Genomic DNA, 19788 nt, shown 5'->3' on the forward strand with positions numbered 1-19788 from the left:
GCAACAGCAGCCCTGTGCCAGTAGCGGACGTTATAGATATCTCGAACTTCGTCAAATAGTGGTGGGTATAGTTGACCGCCATACAACAATTATCTAAGTTGGCTAAAACATTCATCATCATGAGGATGCTGATGATTATCACAATGGAATTATTAATGGCAGGGGCAACTCAAAGAGGCTCACATAAACGGCGGCAGATTGAGTTGCTGGGTGAAGAATGGCCACCCACTCGCGGATGGAAGCAGCGAATAATTGGTAAGGTAATTCCTGATGAAGCAGCGGAAGAATTTATTAGGTTAGGTGGTGGCAATGTTAGTACTAAAGCTTGTGATGAATATAAAATCGGGCATTGGTTTAATGCCCAAACTCCAGTTGATATCTACCTGTATGTCCTTGAGTTGTCGAATGGATGTTACTATGTTGGATTGACCGCAGATATAAAAAAAAGATTAGCTGAGCACTTTAATGGCAAAGGTGCAGAGTGGACCCGAATAAATACTCCTCGTCGACTGATGTATGCGATCGATACAGGAACGAAAAACGCTCGTGAAGCAGAAATAATAGAGAGTGAAGCCACTGTTATACTTATGCTTAAACACGGTATCAGTAAAGTTAGAGGAGGTTATTATACTCAAACAGAGCAGAGGTTGGTTGAAGTACAATTGCGTGCTCATGGAGCATGGGAGCGTATAAAGCAGGCAGAGCTTGGAATAAGAACTTTTAATTACGAGTTTGGTTGGGGTGATGCTCTGGATAATTTTCTTGATGTCGCCTTGAACTATTATGATGAAGGTTCTCCAGAGCATATGCATGAAACTGTATTTGCGAATTTTTTTTCCTTAACTCGTTACCCCTACTGGGATGAGACTTTTGCTCCGTGTTTAGGCTGGAGTTTCTGGAATATAAAGGGAGTTCTTCCGGTCTTGTTGTCTTTCAATCATGCTCGTACTGTGGGTAGCAAATTACCTTCAGCTTATGATGTCCTTGCTGCCGCCCTAAATAGAGGGAAAAATGGAAAACACCCTTTAAGGCGTTTATTCCTGCTGGGCTGGAGAAGTTTTCAACCGCCAACAACAGACAAACAGGCTGAGAACGTTATTCGGTTCATGTCTTATCTTGATGAAGATACAGAATTTGATCGACAGTATGATGCATTCGTTTCGATACTTTTTCCAGAAATGAGAGCACTTTTACAGCATCAATAGTTACGACCAACTGTCTACCCCTTTATATTAGATAAAATACGAGCTCATATATTGGTGACTTAAGTCTTGATGATTAATACACCACTATTTACGTTATGAAGAGAATGGTTGCAACATCCGCTCCTCGCTCCCCGCGAGGCGGGTGAGGTGTTCAAATATCCGGGCACCGCTTTTGTCATTCTCCCCACGGCTTCTGTCAGATTACGATGAGGATAACTATCAATTACACAGGATGATACAGATGTGTCCCGCTCGATTCTGCGCATAGAGTAGCCAGCAAACTACATAACCGGAGCGTAAGAACGAGCAGTTCTGTTGATGAACAAGCAAAGGATGCAAGGCCTGTCGTGAAAGCAGTTCGGTTACGCAGGCCTTTGTTCAGGAAATGAAGCAGAAAGGGTTCAGAAAACATTTCGTCGAAGTGGAGGCTGAAAACAAAAGCGAGGCGATGAAAAAGTTGACTGAGTATAACGAAGGTTATCTGCATTCCCTGAAAGAGCTTTTTGGCAACGTCGTCATCTGCGCGATCTGCTTTATAGCCGTTGCGCTGATTTATTTATTCAGCCTGTAAAAATGCGCCCGAACAAAAAAAAGAATATGCAAAGCAGACGTTAATATTCCCCTGCAATTACACCTATATATTCAGAACATTGTGAGATGTGCCGAATACTTTCAGTTTCCAGTAATTAAGCGCAGTTGTACTGTTGACTTATACAGCGCCAATAGAAGAGAGTAGAGGCGAAAACTAAAAAAGCCGTAAAAGAAGCGCCCCCGAAAGGTGGTGGAACACCAGACGAGGGCTAACCACAACCGTTAACTTCCAAGGAGTAACAGCTATGGCTAACGCCGATAATAACACATTTACCCGCCCTGAAATCACTGGTGCTCGATCCGTTATTGCAGGGGATCTCACAGCCCTGCTAAAAATACCGCTCGGCGCCACGCATGATTTATTTCAGGTGCTGGATATTTGCCAGCTTTATGCTGATGAATTAATCGAAACCCATAATCACGCTGAATATATAGCGCTGTGCGGGCGGTTGCTGGCAGGGCTGAAAGTTCTGAACGTAGTTTTAAAATCGCCGCTGCCGGAACATCTTATTGAACAATTAACGGTAAAAGAGAGCGATGTCGGGGAATACCACAATCCGCTTTTACCCGATTCAGAGACAGTCTGTGAATACTGCACAGCATTAACGATGGTGTTGCTCAACCAGCAGGTCTCGCCGGATCAGCAGGAGCATATCGCCGAACTGTTGAGTGAAATGCTGGCGATGTTCACTGAGGATTTAAAAGCGCCGCGCTTTATTCGCACCACGGCCGGGCTTGCGATGTTGGGCGGCGAGGCCGTGCCGGGCATTCATTAATCTCTGATTTTCCCGCCTTCTCAGCCGGTAAGGGACTTTTGCTGAGAAGGCGGGCGAAAGAGTTATTAAGCCCCGCATTAACGGATTCTGTTCCTCGCCAGGTTTTGTTTACGGTAGCACCAGGCGTTCCGCGTCTCGCTCTTTCAGTCAGTTTATTTGATGTATTCTGTTAAACAAACGATATTTATTCTCATCTGATAATGCGTAAAGTAGGGATAACTCAAAGCAGGAACAGGCCTGCTTCACGATGAACAGTGTCCCAGCCTGCCTGTCCTTCCCTGAAATCAGGATAAAGCCGTTATGAAAAATATTGGATTTTTGTCATTTGGTCACTGGACGCCCTCGCCGCAGTCCGGAACCCGCTCGGCCGCTGACGCGCTGCTGCAATCCATCGATCTGGCTGTGGCCGCCGAAGAGCTGGGCGCGGATGGCGCTTATTTCAGGGTGCATCACTTTGCCCGCCAGCTCAGCTCACCGTTCCCGCTGCTGGCAGCGATAGCAGCAAAAACCAGCAGGATTGAGATCGGTACTGGCGTTATCGATATGCGCTATGAAAACCCGATGTATATGGCGGAGGATGCGGGCGCGGCGGATTTGATCTCCGCAGGACGTTTGCAGCTTGGCATCAGCCGCGGCTCCCCTGAGCAGGTGATTGATGGCTGGCGCTATTTTGGCTACGTCCCTCTTGAAGGCGAAAACGAGTCTGATATGGCGCGCCGCCACACCGAGGTGCTGCTGGACGTGCTGCGTGGAGAAGGCTTTGCGGAACCCAGTCCACAACCGATGTTCCCGAATCCGCCGGGCCTGTTGCGTCCTGAGCCTCATTCCGCAGGTTTACGCGAGCGTATATGGTGGGGTGCCGGTTCGAATGCGACAGCGGCATGGGCCGCAAAACTGGGAATGAACCTGCAAAGCTCCACGTTGAAAGACGATGAAACAGGCGAGCCTTTCCATATTCAGCAGGCGAAGCAGATCCGGGCGTACCGGGAAGCCTGGGCGGATGCAGGGCATACACGTTCGCCACGAGTCTCGGTGAGCCGCAGCATTTTTGCCCTGATGGACGATCGCGACCGGATGTACTTTGGTTCAGGCCGTGACGACAGCGATAAAGTCGGTTTCCTTGATGAGAAAACTCGCGCGATATTCGGCCGCAGCTATGCCGCAGAGCCTGACAAGCTGATCGAACAGCTGAAACAGGACGAAGCGATCGCCGAAGCGGATACGTTATTACTGACCGTGCCGAATCAGCTGGGCGTGGATTACAACGCGCATGTTATCGAGTCCATTCTGAAACATGTCGCTCCGGCAATGGGCTGGCGCGACGAATAATGACAGAGGCTTTCGCTGTCAGAACGGGCTGGCATTACGGGCTTTGATCACCTCTTCGCTGATGGGATGAACAAAATGCAGCTCGCTGGCGTGCAGCATCAGCCGCGGCGCCCGTTCTGAGCCTGGCAGCAGGCGGCCGCCATACAGGTCGCAGCCCAGAACAGGATGGCCCAGCCGCTGACAGTGGATGCGGAGTTGATGGGTGCGTCCGGTCTCGGGGGTGAGCTGTACCCGCGTCAATGGCAGCAACGTCCCGTCTTCCGGTGCCTGATAAAAGCGCTCAACGACCCGATAGCGGGAACGAGCAGGTTTGCCGTTGATTGAGCAAATCGACATCAGAGGAAACAGCGCCGGATCTCTGGCAATCGACGCCTCTATCACCCCTTCGTCATCGTCCAGATGTCCGCAGAGCAGGGCGCTGTACACTTTGGTCACCGTGCGCTGGCTGAACTGTTGGCAGAGGGCGGCATTGATCGCCTTATTGCGGGCGATCACCATCAGCCCGGAGGTACCGAAATCCAGGCGGTGGACCAGGGTGCAGCCGGGAAATATCTGCACCAGCCGGTGGTGCACCGAATCCAGGTTCTGCGGGTTTTTCCCCGAAAGACTAAGCAGCCCGGCGGGTTTATTGATCAGCATCAGGTGATTGTCCTGATAAAGAATTTCTATCCTGTCATGACACGGCGGGGCAATAAAGGTATCGATAATCGTAGACATCAGGCTGCCCGGATAAAGAGTGGGAGCGGATGATAACGAATTTTCAGCCGGCTGACGAATCTGGCCGTTCGCCAGACGGAGCGGCTGGCGACAACCGGGCACGCAGATGGCGAGAGCACGCTATCTGGCGCCCATAAACATTCGCTTAACTAAGGCAGGCTATATACTTTTCACCTGAACGCCGCACGATGTCATCGGCGTTTTGCTTAATATCCTTTCCTTCAAACGCGCCGTAGAGTTTCGCAAATTTCACGGTACTCAGGCGGCGCATAATATCGCTGACCGTCACGGCCGACAGCGGCAGCATATTGGGATAGCTCCACATAAAGGATACGGCATCCGCGCCCGGGGTGACCTGAAGGATATCTCCGGCCAGCAGCACCCCTTCGTCCTGCGCCCAGTGAAGCACGCTGCCGCCGGCAAAGTGCCCACCGAGACGTATTACGCTGACGTCAGCGGCAAGCTTAAGGGTGTCGCCTTCCCAGAGGGCGATCCGCGGGCTGTCGCGCATGATCCACTGGCGATCGCTGGCATGAAGGTAAATCGGGGCGTCAAATTCGGCTGCCCACTCCTGCATGGTGGTGTAGTAGTGGGGATGTGATATGGCGATAGCCCTGAGCCCGCCCAGGGAAGAAATTAGCGTTTTCGTGGCGTCATCGAGAGTGGCGATGCAGTCCCACAGAATATTGCCTTCCGGCGTTCTCAGAATAAAAGCGCGCTGGTTAATCGCAAAAGCAGGAACGGTCTGCATGCTGAGCAGGTATGGCTCGTGCTGTTTCCACTTATTTGAGTGTGAAGCAAAAAGGCCCTCCAGAGTCACCCATTCCTGCCCCGTTACGGGCACGTACTGGCGCTCATCTTCGCAGATTTTACAGCGTTCTGGATGGGAATCGGCGATCTCATAGGATGTGCCGCAGGCTTTGCATAAAGCGATCATTGAATCGTCCTCTCCGTTCCGGTTAAGCCAGTTTTAAAGAAGCAGTATGGATATGGCAGCTTCCGTAGTCTGTCTGCTCACTGCTCCAGTAGCCGATAAAAACATAGTCAGCATGGCACATCAGTCCATAAGGATGTGCCGGTTAGTGCTGCCGCTTAAGCAGTAGCCATTAAAACCAAACGATAGGGGCTTTCATTGGGCGCTTTATTTCGTGGTCAGGGGCTGAAATTATGGTTAGTCCAGGATTAACTACGCTTTACGAAATGATGCGAAATACTCGCACATCCCCATAGCTGGTAAAATATATAATGCTTTTATCTTTTGCTGTATTTTTGTTAGTGATTTATTTAACGGATTCATTTAATGCCTTCATTTAATACAACGGTTTTTTTCGATCGATATCAAATATCTGAAAAATACAATTGTTTAAATCAATTATATGGATAGTATAAATTACAACCAGCCGCATGATGCTGGTTTAATAAATTCAAGGAGATCGCGAATGAAAGAAATTTTAAGCAGTCAATATCACAGGATATCAGGCGGGTGGCAGGACAGAGACGGCAGCGGGAAGCGCTCGTCAAGCAATGGTGGTTCAGGTGCTGCGAATAGCGGCGGCAACAGCGGTAACCGTAGCGGGCAGTCTTATCTGTCAAAAAACTCTCCCTATGGAAGTGGTTCTGCCGCAAATGGTATCTGGGGTGAGAATACGATGAAAACCGGCAATGGGTACGGAGGAAATGGTACCGGCGCTGGTATGACATCGGGAAGAAGAGAACTCGGCGGCAAGAATCATTAATTAAAAAAGGCACAGCTACTAAAATCTGTGCCTTTCCGGAGATGATGATAGTGAAGTACATAGTATTTATAAAGAATGATGAAGCTAAGTTAATTTCAAAGGCGTTCCCCAAAGCTTCAGTTACGCCTTCATTTGTGCGGGAGATGAAGCAAAAAGGGTTCAGAAAGCATTTCGTCGAAGTAGAAGCTGAAAACGAAAGTGAAGCCATTATGAAATTAAATGAGCATAACGAAGGTTACCTGCATTCATTGAAAGATCTCTCCGGTAGCGCCGTAATATGCGCTGTCTCTGCTATTGTTATTGCGCTAATTTATTTTTTTATTTCGTAAAAGTGGGCGCGGCAGGTGAACTCAGTGAAAAACAATGGACATAATGCCGCTTTTTATCGAGTTAGCGCGGCTAACCGGGCATGCATTAGAGAGATGGTTTTCCCGCCATCTCAGCCGGTAAGCGGCTTTTGCTGAGAAGGCGGGAGAGGCATTAATCTTCGAAGTACCAGTACCCGCTGTTAACCAGCGCGGCCAGCATCGCCAGGAATGAAGGGTCTTCCAGCGCGTCCCCTAAAACTTCGGCATTTACCGTGATGTGGCTTGCCAGCGCTTCAACCGCCGGACGGTGCGGGCTGTCGATCTTCTCGCCGTTGACATACACCTCATTGGCAATGCGCAGCACGCGCAGGCCGCCAAGACGCGTCAGCGAGTCGCCCTGTTTTATCGCATCGTAGATTTCATCCGGCTGGTAAGGCGGCTCAGGCGGGGCCACATCAAGCTCGTGGCGCGACTGGGTAATAAACTCGCCAAACCAGGCTTCGAAATGCTCCGGCTGATTAACCAGCTCCAGCATTATTCCGCGCAGCTTATCGAGCTCTGCCGGCAGAATATCCGCCGGGTTCTGGCGGGAAGGCACATCCGGATCGGTATAGCGGTGACTGCCCAGCTCGCGCTGCAATACATAATCGGCGAAACCGCTGATCAGCTCCCGGCCGCTTGGCGCGCGGAACCCGACGGAGTAGTTCATCGAGTTTTCCAGGGAATAGCCTTCGTGCGGGAAGCCTGGCGGAATATAGAGAATATCGCCCGGCTCTAACTCTTCATCAATGATGGCTTCGAACGGCTCAACCTGGAGCAGATCCGGATGCGGGCAGTGCTGCTTCATCGGCACTTTCTCGCCCACGCGCCAGCGGCGGCGGCCAACGCCCTGAATGATAAACACGTCGTACTGATCCAGATGCGGACCAACGCCGCCACCGGGCACCGAGAAAGAGATCATCAGGTCGTCAGTCCGCCAGTCGGGCAGGGCGCGGAACGGGCGCATCAGGCTGGCGCTCTGCTCGTGCCAGTGGTTCACCGCCTGCACCAGCAGCGACCAGTTGTTTTCACTTAAATGATCGTAGCTCTGGAATGGACCGTGGCTGACCTGCCATTTGCCGTCCTGATGGCTCACCAGGCGGCTGTCTACCTCGTTTTCCATGGCAAGGCCTGCCAGTTCATCCGGGGAGATGGGGTCGATAAAATTCTTAAAGCCGCGTTTTAACACTACCGGGCGTTTTTGCCAGTAGCGCTCGATAAAATCGGGCCAGTTTAAATCCAGGGTGTATTCCATTTTTTGTTATCCGGCAGGTGGAGGAACCTGTCCGGATTATAACGGATGGGGCGGCCGTTTACGGGAGTATTTTCAATCTTCTTCGCTGACGGGACGCTGGCGCGCAAAAATCACTTCCATGCGCACGCCGCCCAGATGGCTGCTGTCCGGCAGGATCTCACCGTCGTACTGGCCGACGATTTCGCGAGCCACCGACAGGCCGACGCCCTGGCCCGGCCGCAGCGTATCGGCGCGCTGTCCGCGGTCAAAAACAATCGCTCTTTTGCTTTCGGGAATGCCGGGGCCGTCGTCTTCGACAAATAAATGCAAGGTATCGTCCGACTGCGAGGCGGAAATCTCCACAAATTCCAGGCAGTATTTACAGGCGTTATCCAGCACGTTGCCCATGACTTCCATAAAGTCGTTTTTCTCGCCGATAAAGGTGATTTCCGGCGAGATATCAAGGGTGATGTTCACCCCTTTATGCTGGTAAACCTTGTTGAGCGCCGAGCAGAGATTATCCAGCAAAGGGGCAACCGAATGCAGTTCGCGACTGAGCAAAGCGCTGTTGCCGCGCATGCTGGCGCGATGCAGGTAATAGCCGATTTGCTGCGAGATACGGCTGATTTGCTCAAGCATTACCGGCTCGGCCTCCTCAACGCCCAGCTTGTGCGTGCGCAGGGAGCGCAGAGTGGTTTGCAGCACCGCCAGCGGCGTTTTCAGGCTATGGGTTAAGTCAGTCAGCGTGGTGCGGTATTTATCATAACGATCGCGTTCTGTGCGCAGCAGGCGGTTCAGGTTGCGGACCAGGCTCATCATCTCGCGGGCCGTTTCCGGATTAAGGCTGTCGCGGTCGTGTTTTTCCAGCTCGCGCACCTCTTTTGCCAGCGCTTCGATAGGGCGCAGGCTCCACCAGGCGGCGACCCACAGCAGCGGGATGACCAGCAGCAAATTGGCGAGCAGCACGTAAATAAACCAGCTCCACACCTTATAGGAACGCTTCAGTTCGATGGGAATGGTATCGACCACCACGATGGTTAACGCCGGCATGCTGGCGGTGGCAGGATACTGATTCACGGCCACCGAGTGCGTCATCTCGTTGTCTTCATCATCCTCGTGAATAACCTTCAGTTTTGCCTGCAGAGAGTTGTCATTGCCCAGCAGGGTGCGGCTGGTGGCGAAATTCGCTTCCAGCTCGTGAAAACCGTTCGAGCCAAGCCACTCTTTTTTAATCTGCTGCCTGAGCTGCGGCATATCCCGCTGTGCCCACAGCAGGCTGCCGCGATCGTCATAGATCAGCGCCATTGTCGGGCTTTGCAGGTTCAGATGTTCCGGTATTTCAACTTTGATCTTTCCGTCCACGCGGGTGGCGAGGGTGTAGAACAGGTTGCTTTCGCCGCGCAGCAAACGGAAGGTGGTTTTATCGAAGCTGACGCTGTAGCCCACCAGCGCCACCAGGCCGTAGGCGAGCGACAGCACCAGCACCACGGCGGCGGTAGCCAGTAAAAAGCGTACCCGCAGCGAGAGCGGAAAGAAGTGGCGTAAGAAACTCATCGCTAGCGCAGGTCGAAACGGTAGCCCTGGCCCCGCACGGTGGTAATCACCTCCTGAGCGTATTCCGCCTGGATTTTCTTCCGCAGACGGCCCATCAGCACGTCAATGGTGTGGCTTTCGCGCAGCTCCGCGTCGGGGTAGAGCTGCAGCATCAGCGAATCCTTGCTGACCACCTTCCCGGCGTTGCGGATCAGGGTCTCCATAATCGTGTACTCAAACGCGGTGAGCTTAATAAGCGTGTCGTTAATGGAGAGTTCCCGCCGGGACAGGTCCACCTGGAAGGGCGGCAGGGAAATCAGCTGCGAGGCAAGCCCGCTGTTGCGGCGCATTAACGCCTGCATGCGCGCGATAACCTCCTCAAGATGAAAGGGTTTAGTCACATAGTCGTCGGCCCCGGCACCGAGCACCTCGACTTTATCCTGCCAGCCTTCACGGGCGGTTAAGACGAGAACAGGAATGGTGACGTCATGGCTGCGCCAGCGGCGGATCAGGCTCATGCCGTCTTCATCGGGCAGGCCGAGATCGACAATGGCAATATCCGGCGTGTGCTCATTTAAGAAGTAATCCGCCTCTCTGGCATCTTCGGCGGCATCGACCTGATGGCCGGTTTCGCGCAGCTGCACCGTTAAGTGGTGACGTAAAAGGGCGTTATCTTCCACAACCAGAACGCGCATCGCATTTCCTCAGTATAAAAATGTTATCGCAAGTTTAACGCTAATTATCCTTTACCGGGGATAAACCCCGGGTAAACGATGCGATGCCGGGTTTTAGCGGTTAACCGAGCGGGCGATGCGGGAATAGGTATGACGTACGCCGCGAATTGCCACGCTGTAGGCAAAAATATTCTCCGGCAGGGCGATGCCCAGAAAGCCGGTATCGCCAATATGGTGAAGGTCGGCGCCCGCCATTTTGCTCATCAGCGCGATTTGCCGGATGGTCTGCACGTCGGCGCCTTCCTGCGAGGTGCCGATGGCGGTCATCGCCAGCGCTCCCTGCCGTTGGGTAAAGGCAATCAAAGAGGCGACCTTTTCCTGCGTCATGCCCGGAATGGTTCCCGGCGCCGGAAGCAGGACAATATCGGCCCCGTTCTCAACAAAGAGGGCGATATCCTGCTCGCTTATCAGCTGGCTGCCGCTTTCGCGCACGATGCCCGCGCCGTGCATTTTTCCGGCGACCAGTACTAGCCTGTCACCGACTTCATCATGAATTTGCTTCAGCGAACGGGCGATGGCCTGGTTGCTGATGCCGTTATTGGGATTGCCGGTCAGAACGACGAGCCGTGCGCCGAGCTCGTACAGCCTGCGCGCGTTTTCCGGCGTGGCGGCTCGCCCGGCGGTCATCTGCCAGAACTCATCGTGATCGGAGGCAAAGTCCGGATCGATGGCTTCAAGGTTCGCGCCGATGACGCGCCCGGTCAGGCGCTGCAGCTCCCGCAGCGTCTCTTCAGGGGCGATACCGGCGGGTAGACCTTCAACGCGGGGCCGGGCCGCATCAAACATATTCAGCAGAAGGATATCGGCGCCCTGGCTGGCGGCCAGCTCGGCGTTGGTGATGTTATTGAGCAAGGGCTGGGTGATGGCGATGGTTTCGCTGACCAGCACGCGGCCTTCGCTGGCGCGAAGAGAGTGGAGCAAATCGGCTTTGGTGATACTGGCGAGGTCGGAGGCGCTGCAGTCGAGATAGCGTTTCATCATTATTTCCCCTGATTGATGGTATATCCATTGTATACCAGTAAATCCCTGCGAAGGGCGGCATAGTCAGACGGGGAAACAGCGCTGCCCTCTCCCGCAGCGGGAGAGGGCTTTTTATTACTTCAGTTCGTCAACCATAGTGATGGCGCGGCCGAGATAGTTAGCCGGCGTCATTTGCTTCAGCCGGGTTTTCTCGTCTTCCGGCAGTTCCAGACTGTCGATGAACTGCTTCATGCCTTCGGCATCCACGCGCTTGCCGCGGGTCAGCTCTTTGAGCTTCTCGTATGGTTTCTCGATGCCGTAGCGGCGCATCACGGTCTGAATCGGCTCCGCCAGCACTTCCCAGTTGTGATCCAGCTCGTCCAGCAGGCGGTCGCGGTTCACTTCCAGCTTGCTCACGCCCTTCAGGGTGGACTGGTACGCGATCAGCGCATAGCCGATGCCCACGCCAAGGTTACGCAGCACGGTGGAGTCGGTCAGGTCGCGCTGCCAGCGGGAAACCGGCAGCTTGCTCGCCAGATGTTGCAGCATGGCGTTAGAGAGGCCCAGGTTGCCTTCGGAGTTTTCGAAGTCGATTGGGTTAACTTTATGCGGCATGGTGGAAGAGCCGATTTCACCGGCAATGGTTTTTTGCTTAAAGTGGTTCAGGGCGATGTAGCCCCATACGTCGCGATCGAAATCAATCAGGATGGTGTTGAAGCGCGCCACGCAGTCAAACAGCTCGGCGATATAGTCGTGCGGCTCAATCTGCGTGGTGTACGGGTTCCACTGGATGCCCAGCGAGGTGACGAACTCCTCGCTGAACTGATGCCAGTCCACTTCCGGATAAGCGGCGATGTGGGCGTTATAGTTGCCTACCGCGCCGTTGATCTTGCCGAGGATCTCCACTTTCTCAAGCTGACGGAACTGGCGCTCCATACGGTAGGCCACGTTCGCCATCTCTTTACCCATGGTGGACGGCGTTGCCGGCTGGCCGTGGGTGCGGGAAAGCAGAGGGATATCGCGATACTGCACCGACAGCTCTTTCACCGCATCGATGATTTTACGCCAGTACGGCAGCACCACTTCCTGACGGGCCGTTTCCAGCATCAGCGCGTGGGAAAGGTTATTGATATCCTCGGAGGTGCAGGCGAAGTGAATGAACTCGGAGACCGCGTGCAGGGCAGGGATAGACGCAACCTTTTCCTTCAGGAAATACTCAACGGCTTTCACATCGTGGTTGGTGGTGCGCTCAATGGTTTTGATGCGCGCGGCGTCTTCTTCACTGAACTGCGCGACGATTTTATCAAGGTAACCGTTTGCGTCGGCGTCAAAAGCAGGAACTTCCCTGATCGCTGCGTGGGCGGCTAATTTTTGCAGCCAGCGCACTTCTACCTGTACGCGAAATTTCAGCAAACCAAACTCGCTGAAAATAGCGCGCAGCGCGCTGACTTTATCGCCGTAGCGTCCATCTACGGGGGAAACGGCGGTCAGTGAGGATAATTCCATAGGTCACAACTCCGAAAGAGGTTAACAATGAGCAAGAATTTGTTTTGCCTGCGTGCACAGGCGATTACGGGAAAACATTAGCTGCAGGCGGCCGCCGCCAACCTGGTGCCACAGCACGGCGGCGCGAATACCGGCCAGCAGCGAGGCGCGAACTTTGCTCTGCACCTGCGGGCTTTGCAGCACGGCGGGGGAGCCGGTGACCTGAATGCGTGGCCCAAGCGGGCTGATTACGTCGACATAAATACCGGCCATCGCGCTAAGCAGCGTGTCGGATTCCAGATCGAAATGCTCAAGCTGGCGTTGCAGACCGGCAATGCGTGATCCGAGCGTGTCCATCGCGCCTTTGCTGGCGTGCAGCTTACGCTCCAGCACCATCAGGCTTAAGGTGTAACGCGTCAGCTCCGCGTTCAGACCCTGACGATTGCTGGCGTTGAGCACGCCGAGCAGCGTTTCCAGGCCTAACTTCAGGTTGGCTTCGCTGCCGCCAAAGACGCCGAGCGTGGAGCCAGGGTTAAGATCGATAACGCTGTTAAGCGCGACATGCAGCGCGTCGGTATCACAGTGCCCCTGATGCGCAAGCTGTTGCACCAGTCGGGCGGACTGGCAGATGCCTGCCAGCGCGAGAGTAATATCGTAATAATTCTTAGCCACAGAGGTGCATCCTTGTCCGCAAGTTAGTCGGCGAGCGGCAAACGCTGCTCAATAACACCGCCGCCCAGGCAGACTTCACCGCTGTAAAATACCGCGGACTGGCCTGGGGTGACTGCCGCAACCGGCTCTTCGAAACGCACTTCAATGCGATCGGCGTCGATTGGGGTGATGGTGCAGGGAATATCTGTCTGGCGATAACGCGTTTTCACCGTGCAGGCCAGCGGTTCGCTGAGCGTTTCGCGGTCAACCCAGTGTAGCTGCTGGGCAATCAGGCCAACGGACATCAGGCGCGGATGATCGTGTCCCTGGGCAACCACCAGAATATTGTTCTCAACGTCTTTATCAACGACATACCACGGATCTTCGCTACCTTCTTTGGTACCGCCGATGCCAAGGCCCTTACGCTGGCCGAGGGTGTGGTACATCAGGCCCTGATGCTCGCCAATGGTTTCGCCGTCAACCGTAACAATTTTGCCCGGCTGAGCGGGCAGATAGCGGCCCAGGAATTCGCGGAACTTGCGCTCGCCGATAAAGCAGATGCCGGTGGAGTCTTTTTTCTTCGCGGTGATGAGATCCAGCTCTTCGGCGATGCGACGCACTTCTGGTTTTTCTAATTCGCCGACCGGGAAGAGGCTCTGGGCAATCTGCTCATGACCGAGGGTGTAGAGGAAATAGCTCTGGTCTTTATTGCCGTCCAGCCCGCGCAGCAGCTGGCTTTTGCCGTCCACATCCGCGCGCTTAACGTAGTGGCCGGTGGCGATGTAATCGGCGCCTAAATCTTCAGCGGCGAATTCGAGGAAGGCTTTAAATTTGATCTCTTTGTTGCACAGGATATCCGGGTTCGGCGTGCGCCCGGCTTTGTACTCTTCCAGGAAGTGTTCAAAGACGTTATCCCAGTATTCGGCAGCAAAGTTAACGGTGTGCAGCTCAATGCCGAGCTTGTCGCATACGGCCTGCGCATCCGCTAAATCGGCGGCTGCGGTGCAGTACTCCTCGCCGTCATCCTCTTCCCAGTTCTTCATGAACAGGCCTTCTACCCTGTAACCCTGCTGTTGCAGCAGGTAAGCAGAAACGGAGGAATCGACACCGCCGGACATCCCGACGATCACTTTTTTTGGGCTTTCAGACATGGAGTAACTCACGACATTGAACTTAAAGGCGGCGTATTCTACCACGCATCCCCGCCCCTGGCACCCTTAAGTAAACGGCCAGTTAAATGCGCCGAGCATCGCGAGGGGATAACGTTCAGCCTGCTGATAGCAGCGGATACTCTCGGCGACCAGCGGCGAGCGTAGATTCGTCGCGTTAATAATTTGTTGCGCATCCAGCCACAGGCAGCGGTCGATATCGCTGTCGTGCGGCGTGGTCACAAGCTCCTCGTCCAGATCGATGGCGAAGAGAAAACGCAGGAAAGGCGTCTTATCCGGCGCTATCCACTGATGCATACGGATAAAGCTTTGCGGCGCGGCGCGAATGCCCGTCTCTTCATAAAGCTCGCGGCTTGCGGCTTCCGTAAGCGTTTCATCGGCCTCCAGGTGACCGGCAGGCTGGTTCCACAGCGCTTTGCCGTTAATCGTCTCTTCCACGACCAGAAATTTTCCCTGCGCCTGTACTACGCAGGCCACGGTCACGTGCGGTTTAAACATGGGGATCCTTAAAGCGGCTTGTTAATGTTGTCGTACATCGCATCCAGCTGTTGCAGGCGTCGATCGTAGGCTTTGGTCAGGCAGATTACCTTGCCGCCGCACTGCCGGCGCGTTTTCAGCCAGCTCTGCTGGGCATCCTGAATGGCGCCGCGGCCTCCCATCGCCAGCAGCCCCTTCAGGAACTGATATTTAGTGCTCATTTCCACGTCTTTATCGTTCAGGGAAAGGTGGGAGCAGATAGCTTTCTCATCCGCCGCTCTGGCTTTCTGGCAGTCAAAGCTTGCCGCGCCGGCGGCGAGGGGACTCAGTAACGCGAGAGCTAAAATGAGGCGTTTCATTTGCTTTTCTCCTGCGGGATTTCCCGCCATTGACCGTTATCGAGGCCGTTCAGCGTGTACTCTCCCAGCGCAAAGCGAATCAGACGTAGCGTAGGATAGCCTACGTGCGCCGTCATGCGGCGGACCTGGCGATTACGGCCTTCATACAAGGTGATTTTAAGCCAGCTGGTGGGAATCGCTTTGCGTTCGCGAATGGGCGGATTGCGCGGCCACAGCCATTCCGGCTCGTTAACCAGTTCGACGCCGGCGGGCAGGGTAGGACCGTCGTTAAGCGTCACGCCCTCGCGCAGCGCAGCCAGCGCTTCTTCCTTTGGCTCGCCTTCTACCTGCACATAGTAAATCTTGCCGGTTCGTTTGCCTGGCTGAGTAAGCTGCGCCTGCAGCGCGCCATCGTTGGTAAGCACCAGCAGGCCTTCGCTGTCCCGGTCTAAACGTCCGGCGGCATAAATTCCTTGTAACGGGATGTAATCTTTCAGCGTGCCGCGTCCCGCTTCGTCCGTAAACTGCGGCAGGACATCGTACGGTTTATTGAAGATAACCAGCCGCTTCGGTCCGTCAGCGCCCGGCTTTTTAGCTGGCCTTTTGGTGCTGAATCGTTTAACTGGGTGATTTCTAAAAGATGTTTTATTCATAGTGTTTTCAGACGACGGGTATTCACGCATTATAACGGAAATCATCGGTGATTGGCGCGGGCCTGATATTCAAGTAGTATTGACACGCATATTACAAATCATTAACAAACAGAAGCGCTCGAAGGAGAGGTTAATGGAAAGCAAAGTAGTTGTTCCGGCGGAAGGTACAAAGATCACCCTGCAAGATGGCAAACTGAACGTTCCTCACAACCCGATCATCCCTTTCATTGAAGGTGATGGTATCGGTGTGGATGTGACGCCTGCCATGATCAAAGTGGTGGATGCCGCCGTGCAAAAAGCCTATAACGGCGAGCGGAAAATTTCCTGGATGGAAATCTATACCGGCGAAAAATCTACCCAACTGTATGGCCAGGATGTCTGGCTGCCAGAAGAGACTCTGGACCTGATTCGTGACTACCGCGTTGCCATCAAAGGCCCGCTGACCACCCCGGTCGGCGGCGGTATTCGTTCTCTGAACGTTGCGCTGCGCCAGCAGCTTGACCTGTACGTTTGTCTGCGTCCGGTGCGTTACTACCAGGGCACGCCTAGCCCGGTTAAGCACCCCGAGCTGACCAACATGGTTATCTTCCGTGAAAACTCAGAAGATATCTATGCGGGCATCGAGTGGAAAGCCGACAGCGCCGAAGCTGAAAAAGTGATTAAATTCCTGCGCGATGAAATGAAGGTCACGAAAATTCGTTTCCCTGAACATTGCGGTATCGGCATCAAGCCTTGCTCCGAAGAGGGCACCAAACGCCTGGTTCGCGCGGCCATCGAATACGCCATCACCAACGACCGTGATTCCGTAACCCTGGTGCACAAAGGCAACATCATGAAATTCACCGAAGGCGCTTTTAAAGACTGGGGTTACCAGCTGGCGCGTGAAGAATTTGGTGGTGAGCTGATCGACGGCGGCCCATGGGTGAAGCTGAAAAACCCAAATACCGGCAAAGAGATCGTGGTGAAAGACGTGATCGCCGATGCGTTCCTGCAGCAGATCCTGCTGCGTCCTGCTGAATACGACGTGATCGCCTGTATGAACCTGAACGGCGACTACATCTCCGACGCCCTGGCAGCGCAGGTTGGCGGTATCGGTATCGCCCCTGGCGCTAACATCGGTGACGAATGCGCGCTGTTCGAAGCGACCCACGGCACCGCGCCAAAATATGCAGGCCAGGATAAAGTGAACCCAGGCTCCATCATCCTGTCCGCAGAAATGATGCTGCGTCATATGGAATGGTTCGAAGCCGCAGACCTGATCGTCAAAGGTATGGAAGGCGCCATCAACGCCAAAACCGTCACCTATGACTTTGAACGTCTGATGGAAGGCGCTAAGCTGCTGAAATGTTCAGAGTTTGGCGACGCGATGATCGAACACATGTAATCAGCTTTGCTGATTGTGTGATAACGGGAGCTCTGTGCTCCCGTTTTTTATTATTCGCTTTGGAACGGTTATCAAAATTTTATCAAAACAAGTTATCAAAACCCCATCCCGAAAACGTCAAACAGCGATAGTAAACCAGTCCTTGCCGCTGTAATTGCCCGCCCTTTAAAATCCAGCCAATATATCGCAGCGTAGGGATAGTGGGATAACCGCATTACTACCCGTTTTATCCTGCAAGAACCATGTGGGGAAGTTGTATTCGTTCGTCAAAGTTTGACTTCATTGTTATTAAAGTTATGATTGGGTCATAACAATAGCGGAAAGCCTTATGGAAAGAGACGTCGGTTTAGACTATTTGCTTTCACTACACGGATCGACGGTGTATCGAGATGATGGTTATTAGTGGAAAGTAGAGGTCTGGGAAGTTAAGCCATCAACTTACATTCCACATGGCATACGCTATAGCTTAACGCTTCATGACAAACATAATACTCGAGTGTTTGGGATGGATAATGCTCACGGCATCAAGATGCCCAAAAAGGGAAGTTACGCCGGCAGAATGGTGTATGACCATCTGCATCGTACTCCTTATGACAAGGGTTACCCATACGAGTTTTTGTCTGCAGCGCAGCTTATCGAAGATTTCTTTAACAAATGTGATGAAGTCATTGAGCAACGAGAAAAAAGAGGTTGAGTCTATGAAAGCTCTTATTGGTGTTATGCCTGAAGAGCACATCCGTCACAGGATGCTAGCTATCGTCAAGGGTGAGTATAAGCCTGAGTCGGGAGAGCCCAGCGTTTGGTTCACGTCAGTAAATGCGTTAGCTCAGGTTCTTAGCAATGAAAATATAGATTTGCTCAGACTGATGGATAAGCAAAAACCTGAAACAATCACTGAATTAGCTGGTATGTCCGGACGTAAAAAAAGTAACTTATCAGTGACGCTAAAAACGCTTAGCTCACGCGGCTTTGTTAGACTGGAAAAGCAGGGTAGAGGGGTAAAACCCGTCGCGCTATTCACTGATTTCGATATTCAGGTAAAGCAGAAATTCATGACTAAGTTTGAGCCTAAAGTTGCTTGATGTTCTGGTAGCAAGGCTCATTGCGGACCACATCAGAAGGACTCTATTAACCCGTCACCCGGCGGGTTTTTGCTTTCCGAATCGGCACACTCTTATGAGTCTTTACTTGAAAGCGCCACATAGCCATGCAATGAAGGTAATCAGCATCATCAGTTTAAGGAGCTGTGAAAAGGGCGCGCCGGTCACACAGGTTTGCTTTGCTGCATCTTCACTCTGAGCCGTTGGTTGAAATTTAGCTAGCTGATTGGTATGAGATATTCCTGCTCCAGGAGTGCTAACCGTACTGCGAATGCCTTTCTTCCCGATATTTACCGTTGCCCCTTTTCCACCAGGAGAAGCGCTGACTCCACTTTTGCTGATGTTAATGCTGACACCTAGTGCGATCTGGATGCGTTTTCTTAGACGAAAGCCCATTAGAACTGCTCCTTAATCAAAAGAACAGTAACCACCTTTATGATGCGATCCGGTTCCGCCATGAGGATGCTGGCCTTTAGGGCAAGCTATTGCCGAAGTGGTAAAAGCAAAAGCGATAGCGAATAACGCTAAAATGGCGATCTTTTTCATATTTACACCTCTTCTGAATTAACAATCGTGTAAGGCTTGTACAGTTCATGCTTCTGATTATTCTCAGTCAATCTCTGGTAAATCATCAGCGCACCTAATCGTAGGGTTTGTTATTGTGTATCGAATGGATGATGTTAAGATATTTCCGATTGCAGTCAATGGAAATATAAAATGAAGAAAGTAGTTGCTTTAGCGCTTGGGGTTTTGCTGTTGTCTGGTTGTACTGTTCGCGTCGCTGACATGACGGTTGGTAGTACTAAAAATTACAATCTTAACGCTGCCAGGTTTGAGAAAGGCCAGCGCGTAATTGGCGAAGATAAAGCGCCGATTGTCATTTTTCCACTTGGCATTCCGAGCGTAAAAACTGCTATGGATCGCGCTATTGAGAAAGATAAATGTGCCGTTGGCCTTAGTGATGTAGTTATCTATCAGCTTAATCATGCATTTGTGTTTGGTACTTTTGGGTATCGCGTTGAAGGAACGCAGATTATCGATAAGTCCCAAAGAGGCTGTGAAAACAACTAATACTTAAAGCGTTAAATCAGGCTACCTCAAGGTGGCTTTTTTTCGCGTTACTTTGCCGGCTGGGCCTGGCGACGCGATGATCGAACACATGTAATCGGCCCTGCTGATTGTGTGATAACGGGAGCCCTGTGCTCCCGTTTTTTATTACGGTAAACCAGTGCGACTGGCCTGACCTCTGTGAAAATGCAATTTTTTGCGCTCTGAATAAAATTTCTTTGCCTATATTTAAGTAAATCTCACGCCCAGGCGCTTCTGACAGGCGCAAGTGTTAATGCTTTCTAATCCGTTAAATATATAA

24 protein-coding genes are annotated in these 19788 nt (G+C 52.6%); 10 read left to right on the forward strand and 14 right to left on the reverse strand.

Going from position 1 to position 19788, the window contains the following annotated elements; all coding sequences use genetic code 11:
• The first annotated feature begins 71 nt into the window (after positions 1 to 71).
• From WLO31_RS08120 to WLO31_RS08135, 4 genes are all read left to right on the forward strand, one after another.
• On the forward strand, positions 72 to 1205 hold the full coding sequence (locus WLO31_RS08120; protein ID WP_435929957.1) for a GIY-YIG nuclease family protein: 1134 nt from the start codon (positions 72 to 74) through the stop codon (positions 1203 to 1205).
• 385 nt (positions 1206 to 1590) lie between these two features.
• Complete coding sequence (locus tag WLO31_RS08125; protein WP_435929958.1) at positions 1591 to 1776, forward strand: hypothetical protein; 186 nt, start codon at positions 1591 to 1593, stop codon at positions 1774 to 1776.
• Positions 1777 to 2041: 265 nt separating this feature from the next.
• Positions 2042 to 2572, forward strand: coding sequence for a hypothetical protein (locus tag WLO31_RS08130; RefSeq protein ID WP_435929959.1), 531 nt, complete (start codon positions 2042 to 2044; stop codon positions 2570 to 2572).
• A 300-nt stretch (positions 2573 to 2872) separates the two neighbouring features.
• Positions 2873 to 3901 carry an LLM class flavin-dependent oxidoreductase gene (locus WLO31_RS08135; protein ID WP_435929960.1) on the forward strand — a complete coding sequence of 343 codons (1029 nt, stop codon included), beginning with the start codon at positions 2873 to 2875 and terminating at the stop codon, positions 3899 to 3901.
• Positions 3902 to 3919: 18 nt separating this feature from the next.
• On the opposite strand, the gene WLO31_RS08140 is transcribed toward WLO31_RS08135, so the two are convergent.
• On the reverse strand, positions 3920 to 4618 hold the full coding sequence (locus WLO31_RS08140) for an RluA family pseudouridine synthase (protein ID WP_435929961.1): 699 nt from the start codon (positions 4616 to 4618) through the stop codon (positions 3920 to 3922).
• A 145-nt stretch (positions 4619 to 4763) separates the two neighbouring features.
• Positions 4764 to 5555 carry an MBL fold metallo-hydrolase gene (locus WLO31_RS08145; protein WP_435929962.1) on the reverse strand — a complete coding sequence of 264 codons (792 nt, stop codon included), beginning with the start codon at positions 5553 to 5555 and terminating at the stop codon, positions 4764 to 4766.
• A gap of 502 nt (positions 5556 to 6057) precedes the next feature.
• On the opposite strand from WLO31_RS08145, the gene WLO31_RS08150 reads away from it, so the two are divergent.
• Together WLO31_RS08150 and WLO31_RS08155 are read left to right on the forward strand one after the other, a co-directional pair.
• The gene (locus WLO31_RS08150) at positions 6058 to 6354 is read left to right on the forward strand and encodes a hypothetical protein (RefSeq protein WP_435929963.1); all 297 of its coding nucleotides are present in this window, start codon (positions 6058 to 6060) and stop codon (positions 6352 to 6354) included.
• Positions 6355 to 6398: 44 nt separating this feature from the next.
• Positions 6399 to 6683 carry a hypothetical protein gene (locus tag WLO31_RS08155; RefSeq protein WP_435930551.1) on the forward strand — a complete coding sequence of 95 codons (285 nt, stop codon included), beginning with the start codon at positions 6399 to 6401 and terminating at the stop codon, positions 6681 to 6683.
• A gap of 151 nt (positions 6684 to 6834) precedes the next feature.
• Here WLO31_RS08155 and WLO31_RS08160 read toward each other — a convergent pair whose 3' ends face one another.
• The 10 genes from WLO31_RS08160 to rluE all read right to left on the reverse strand — a co-directional run bounded on the left by WLO31_RS08160 (position 6835) and on the right by rluE (position 15965).
• Positions 6835 to 7956, reverse strand: a complete 1122-nt coding sequence (locus WLO31_RS08160) for a JmjC domain-containing protein (protein ID WP_435929964.1) — start codon at positions 7954 to 7956, stop codon at positions 6835 to 6837.
• A 72-nt stretch (positions 7957 to 8028) separates the two neighbouring features.
• Positions 8029 to 9489, reverse strand: coding sequence for a two-component system sensor histidine kinase PhoQ (phoQ, locus tag WLO31_RS08165; protein WP_435929965.1), 1461 nt, complete (start codon positions 9487 to 9489; stop codon positions 8029 to 8031).
• 2 nt (positions 9490 to 9491) lie between these two features.
• Positions 9492 to 10163 carry a two-component system response regulator PhoP gene (gene phoP, locus WLO31_RS08170; protein ID WP_435929966.1) on the reverse strand — a complete coding sequence of 224 codons (672 nt, stop codon included), beginning with the start codon at positions 10161 to 10163 and terminating at the stop codon, positions 9492 to 9494.
• 93 nt (positions 10164 to 10256) lie between these two features.
• Positions 10257 to 11180: a DUF7916 family protein gene (locus WLO31_RS08175; RefSeq protein ID WP_435930552.1), complete on the reverse strand. Its 924-nt coding sequence runs from the start codon at positions 11178 to 11180 to the stop codon at positions 10257 to 10259.
• Positions 11181 to 11297: 117 nt separating this feature from the next.
• The gene (gene purB / locus WLO31_RS08180) at positions 11298 to 12668 is read right to left on the reverse strand and encodes an adenylosuccinate lyase (RefSeq protein WP_435929967.1); all 1371 of its coding nucleotides are present in this window, start codon (positions 12666 to 12668) and stop codon (positions 11298 to 11300) included.
• 21 nt (positions 12669 to 12689) lie between these two features.
• A complete protein-coding gene (gene hflD / locus WLO31_RS08185) occupies positions 12690 to 13319 on the reverse strand; it encodes a high frequency lysogenization protein HflD (RefSeq protein ID WP_271127028.1) in 630 nt (209 codons plus the stop codon).
• A gap of 23 nt (positions 13320 to 13342) precedes the next feature.
• Entirely contained in the window at positions 13343 to 14449 is a 1107-nt protein-coding gene (gene mnmA, locus WLO31_RS08190; RefSeq protein ID WP_435929968.1) for a tRNA 2-thiouridine(34) synthase MnmA, read from the reverse strand.
• 66 nt (positions 14450 to 14515) lie between these two features.
• Complete coding sequence (locus WLO31_RS08195; RefSeq protein ID WP_435929969.1) at positions 14516 to 14965, reverse strand: NUDIX domain-containing protein; 450 nt, start codon at positions 14963 to 14965, stop codon at positions 14516 to 14518.
• 8 nt (positions 14966 to 14973) lie between these two features.
• Positions 14974 to 15303, reverse strand: coding sequence for a lysozyme inhibitor LprI family protein (locus WLO31_RS08200; RefSeq protein WP_435929970.1), 330 nt, complete (start codon positions 15301 to 15303; stop codon positions 14974 to 14976).
• Positions 15300 to 15965, reverse strand: a complete 666-nt coding sequence (gene rluE / locus WLO31_RS08205) for a 23S rRNA pseudouridine(2457) synthase RluE (RefSeq protein ID WP_435930553.1) — start codon at positions 15963 to 15965, stop codon at positions 15300 to 15302. The genes WLO31_RS08200 and rluE overlap by 4 nt, the downstream gene beginning before the upstream one ends.
• Before the next feature lie 103 nt (positions 15966 to 16068).
• On the opposite strand from rluE, the gene icd reads away from it, so the two are divergent.
• From icd to WLO31_RS08220, 3 genes are all read left to right on the forward strand, one after another.
• Positions 16069 to 17319: an NADP-dependent isocitrate dehydrogenase gene (icd, locus tag WLO31_RS08210; protein WP_435929971.1), complete on the forward strand. Its 1251-nt coding sequence runs from the start codon at positions 16069 to 16071 to the stop codon at positions 17317 to 17319.
• Positions 17320 to 17773: 454 nt separating this feature from the next.
• The gene (locus WLO31_RS08215) at positions 17774 to 18013 is read left to right on the forward strand and encodes a hypothetical protein (protein WP_435930554.1); all 240 of its coding nucleotides are present in this window, start codon (positions 17774 to 17776) and stop codon (positions 18011 to 18013) included.
• A 52-nt stretch (positions 18014 to 18065) separates the two neighbouring features.
• Positions 18066 to 18401, forward strand: a complete 336-nt coding sequence (locus WLO31_RS08220) for a transcriptional regulator (protein ID WP_435930556.1) — start codon at positions 18066 to 18068, stop codon at positions 18399 to 18401.
• Positions 18402 to 18503: 102 nt separating this feature from the next.
• Here the strand turns inward: WLO31_RS08220 and WLO31_RS08225 are convergent, their stop codons facing one another.
• On the reverse strand, positions 18504 to 18815 hold the full coding sequence (locus WLO31_RS08225; RefSeq protein WP_435929972.1) for a DUF4236 domain-containing protein: 312 nt from the start codon (positions 18813 to 18815) through the stop codon (positions 18504 to 18506).
• A gap of 12 nt (positions 18816 to 18827) precedes the next feature.
• A complete protein-coding gene (locus WLO31_RS08230; protein ID WP_435929973.1) occupies positions 18828 to 18965 on the reverse strand; it encodes a hypothetical protein in 138 nt (45 codons plus the stop codon).
• Between the two features lie 171 nt (positions 18966 to 19136).
• On the opposite strand from WLO31_RS08230, the gene WLO31_RS08235 reads away from it, so the two are divergent.
• Positions 19137 to 19490, forward strand: a complete 354-nt coding sequence (locus WLO31_RS08235) for a hypothetical protein (RefSeq protein ID WP_435929974.1) — start codon at positions 19137 to 19139, stop codon at positions 19488 to 19490.
• Positions 19491 to 19788 lie beyond the last annotated feature (298 nt).

This window comes from Dryocola sharpae (assembly GCF_051307055.1).
Classification (GTDB): Bacteria; Pseudomonadota; Gammaproteobacteria; order Enterobacterales; family Enterobacteriaceae; genus Dryocola.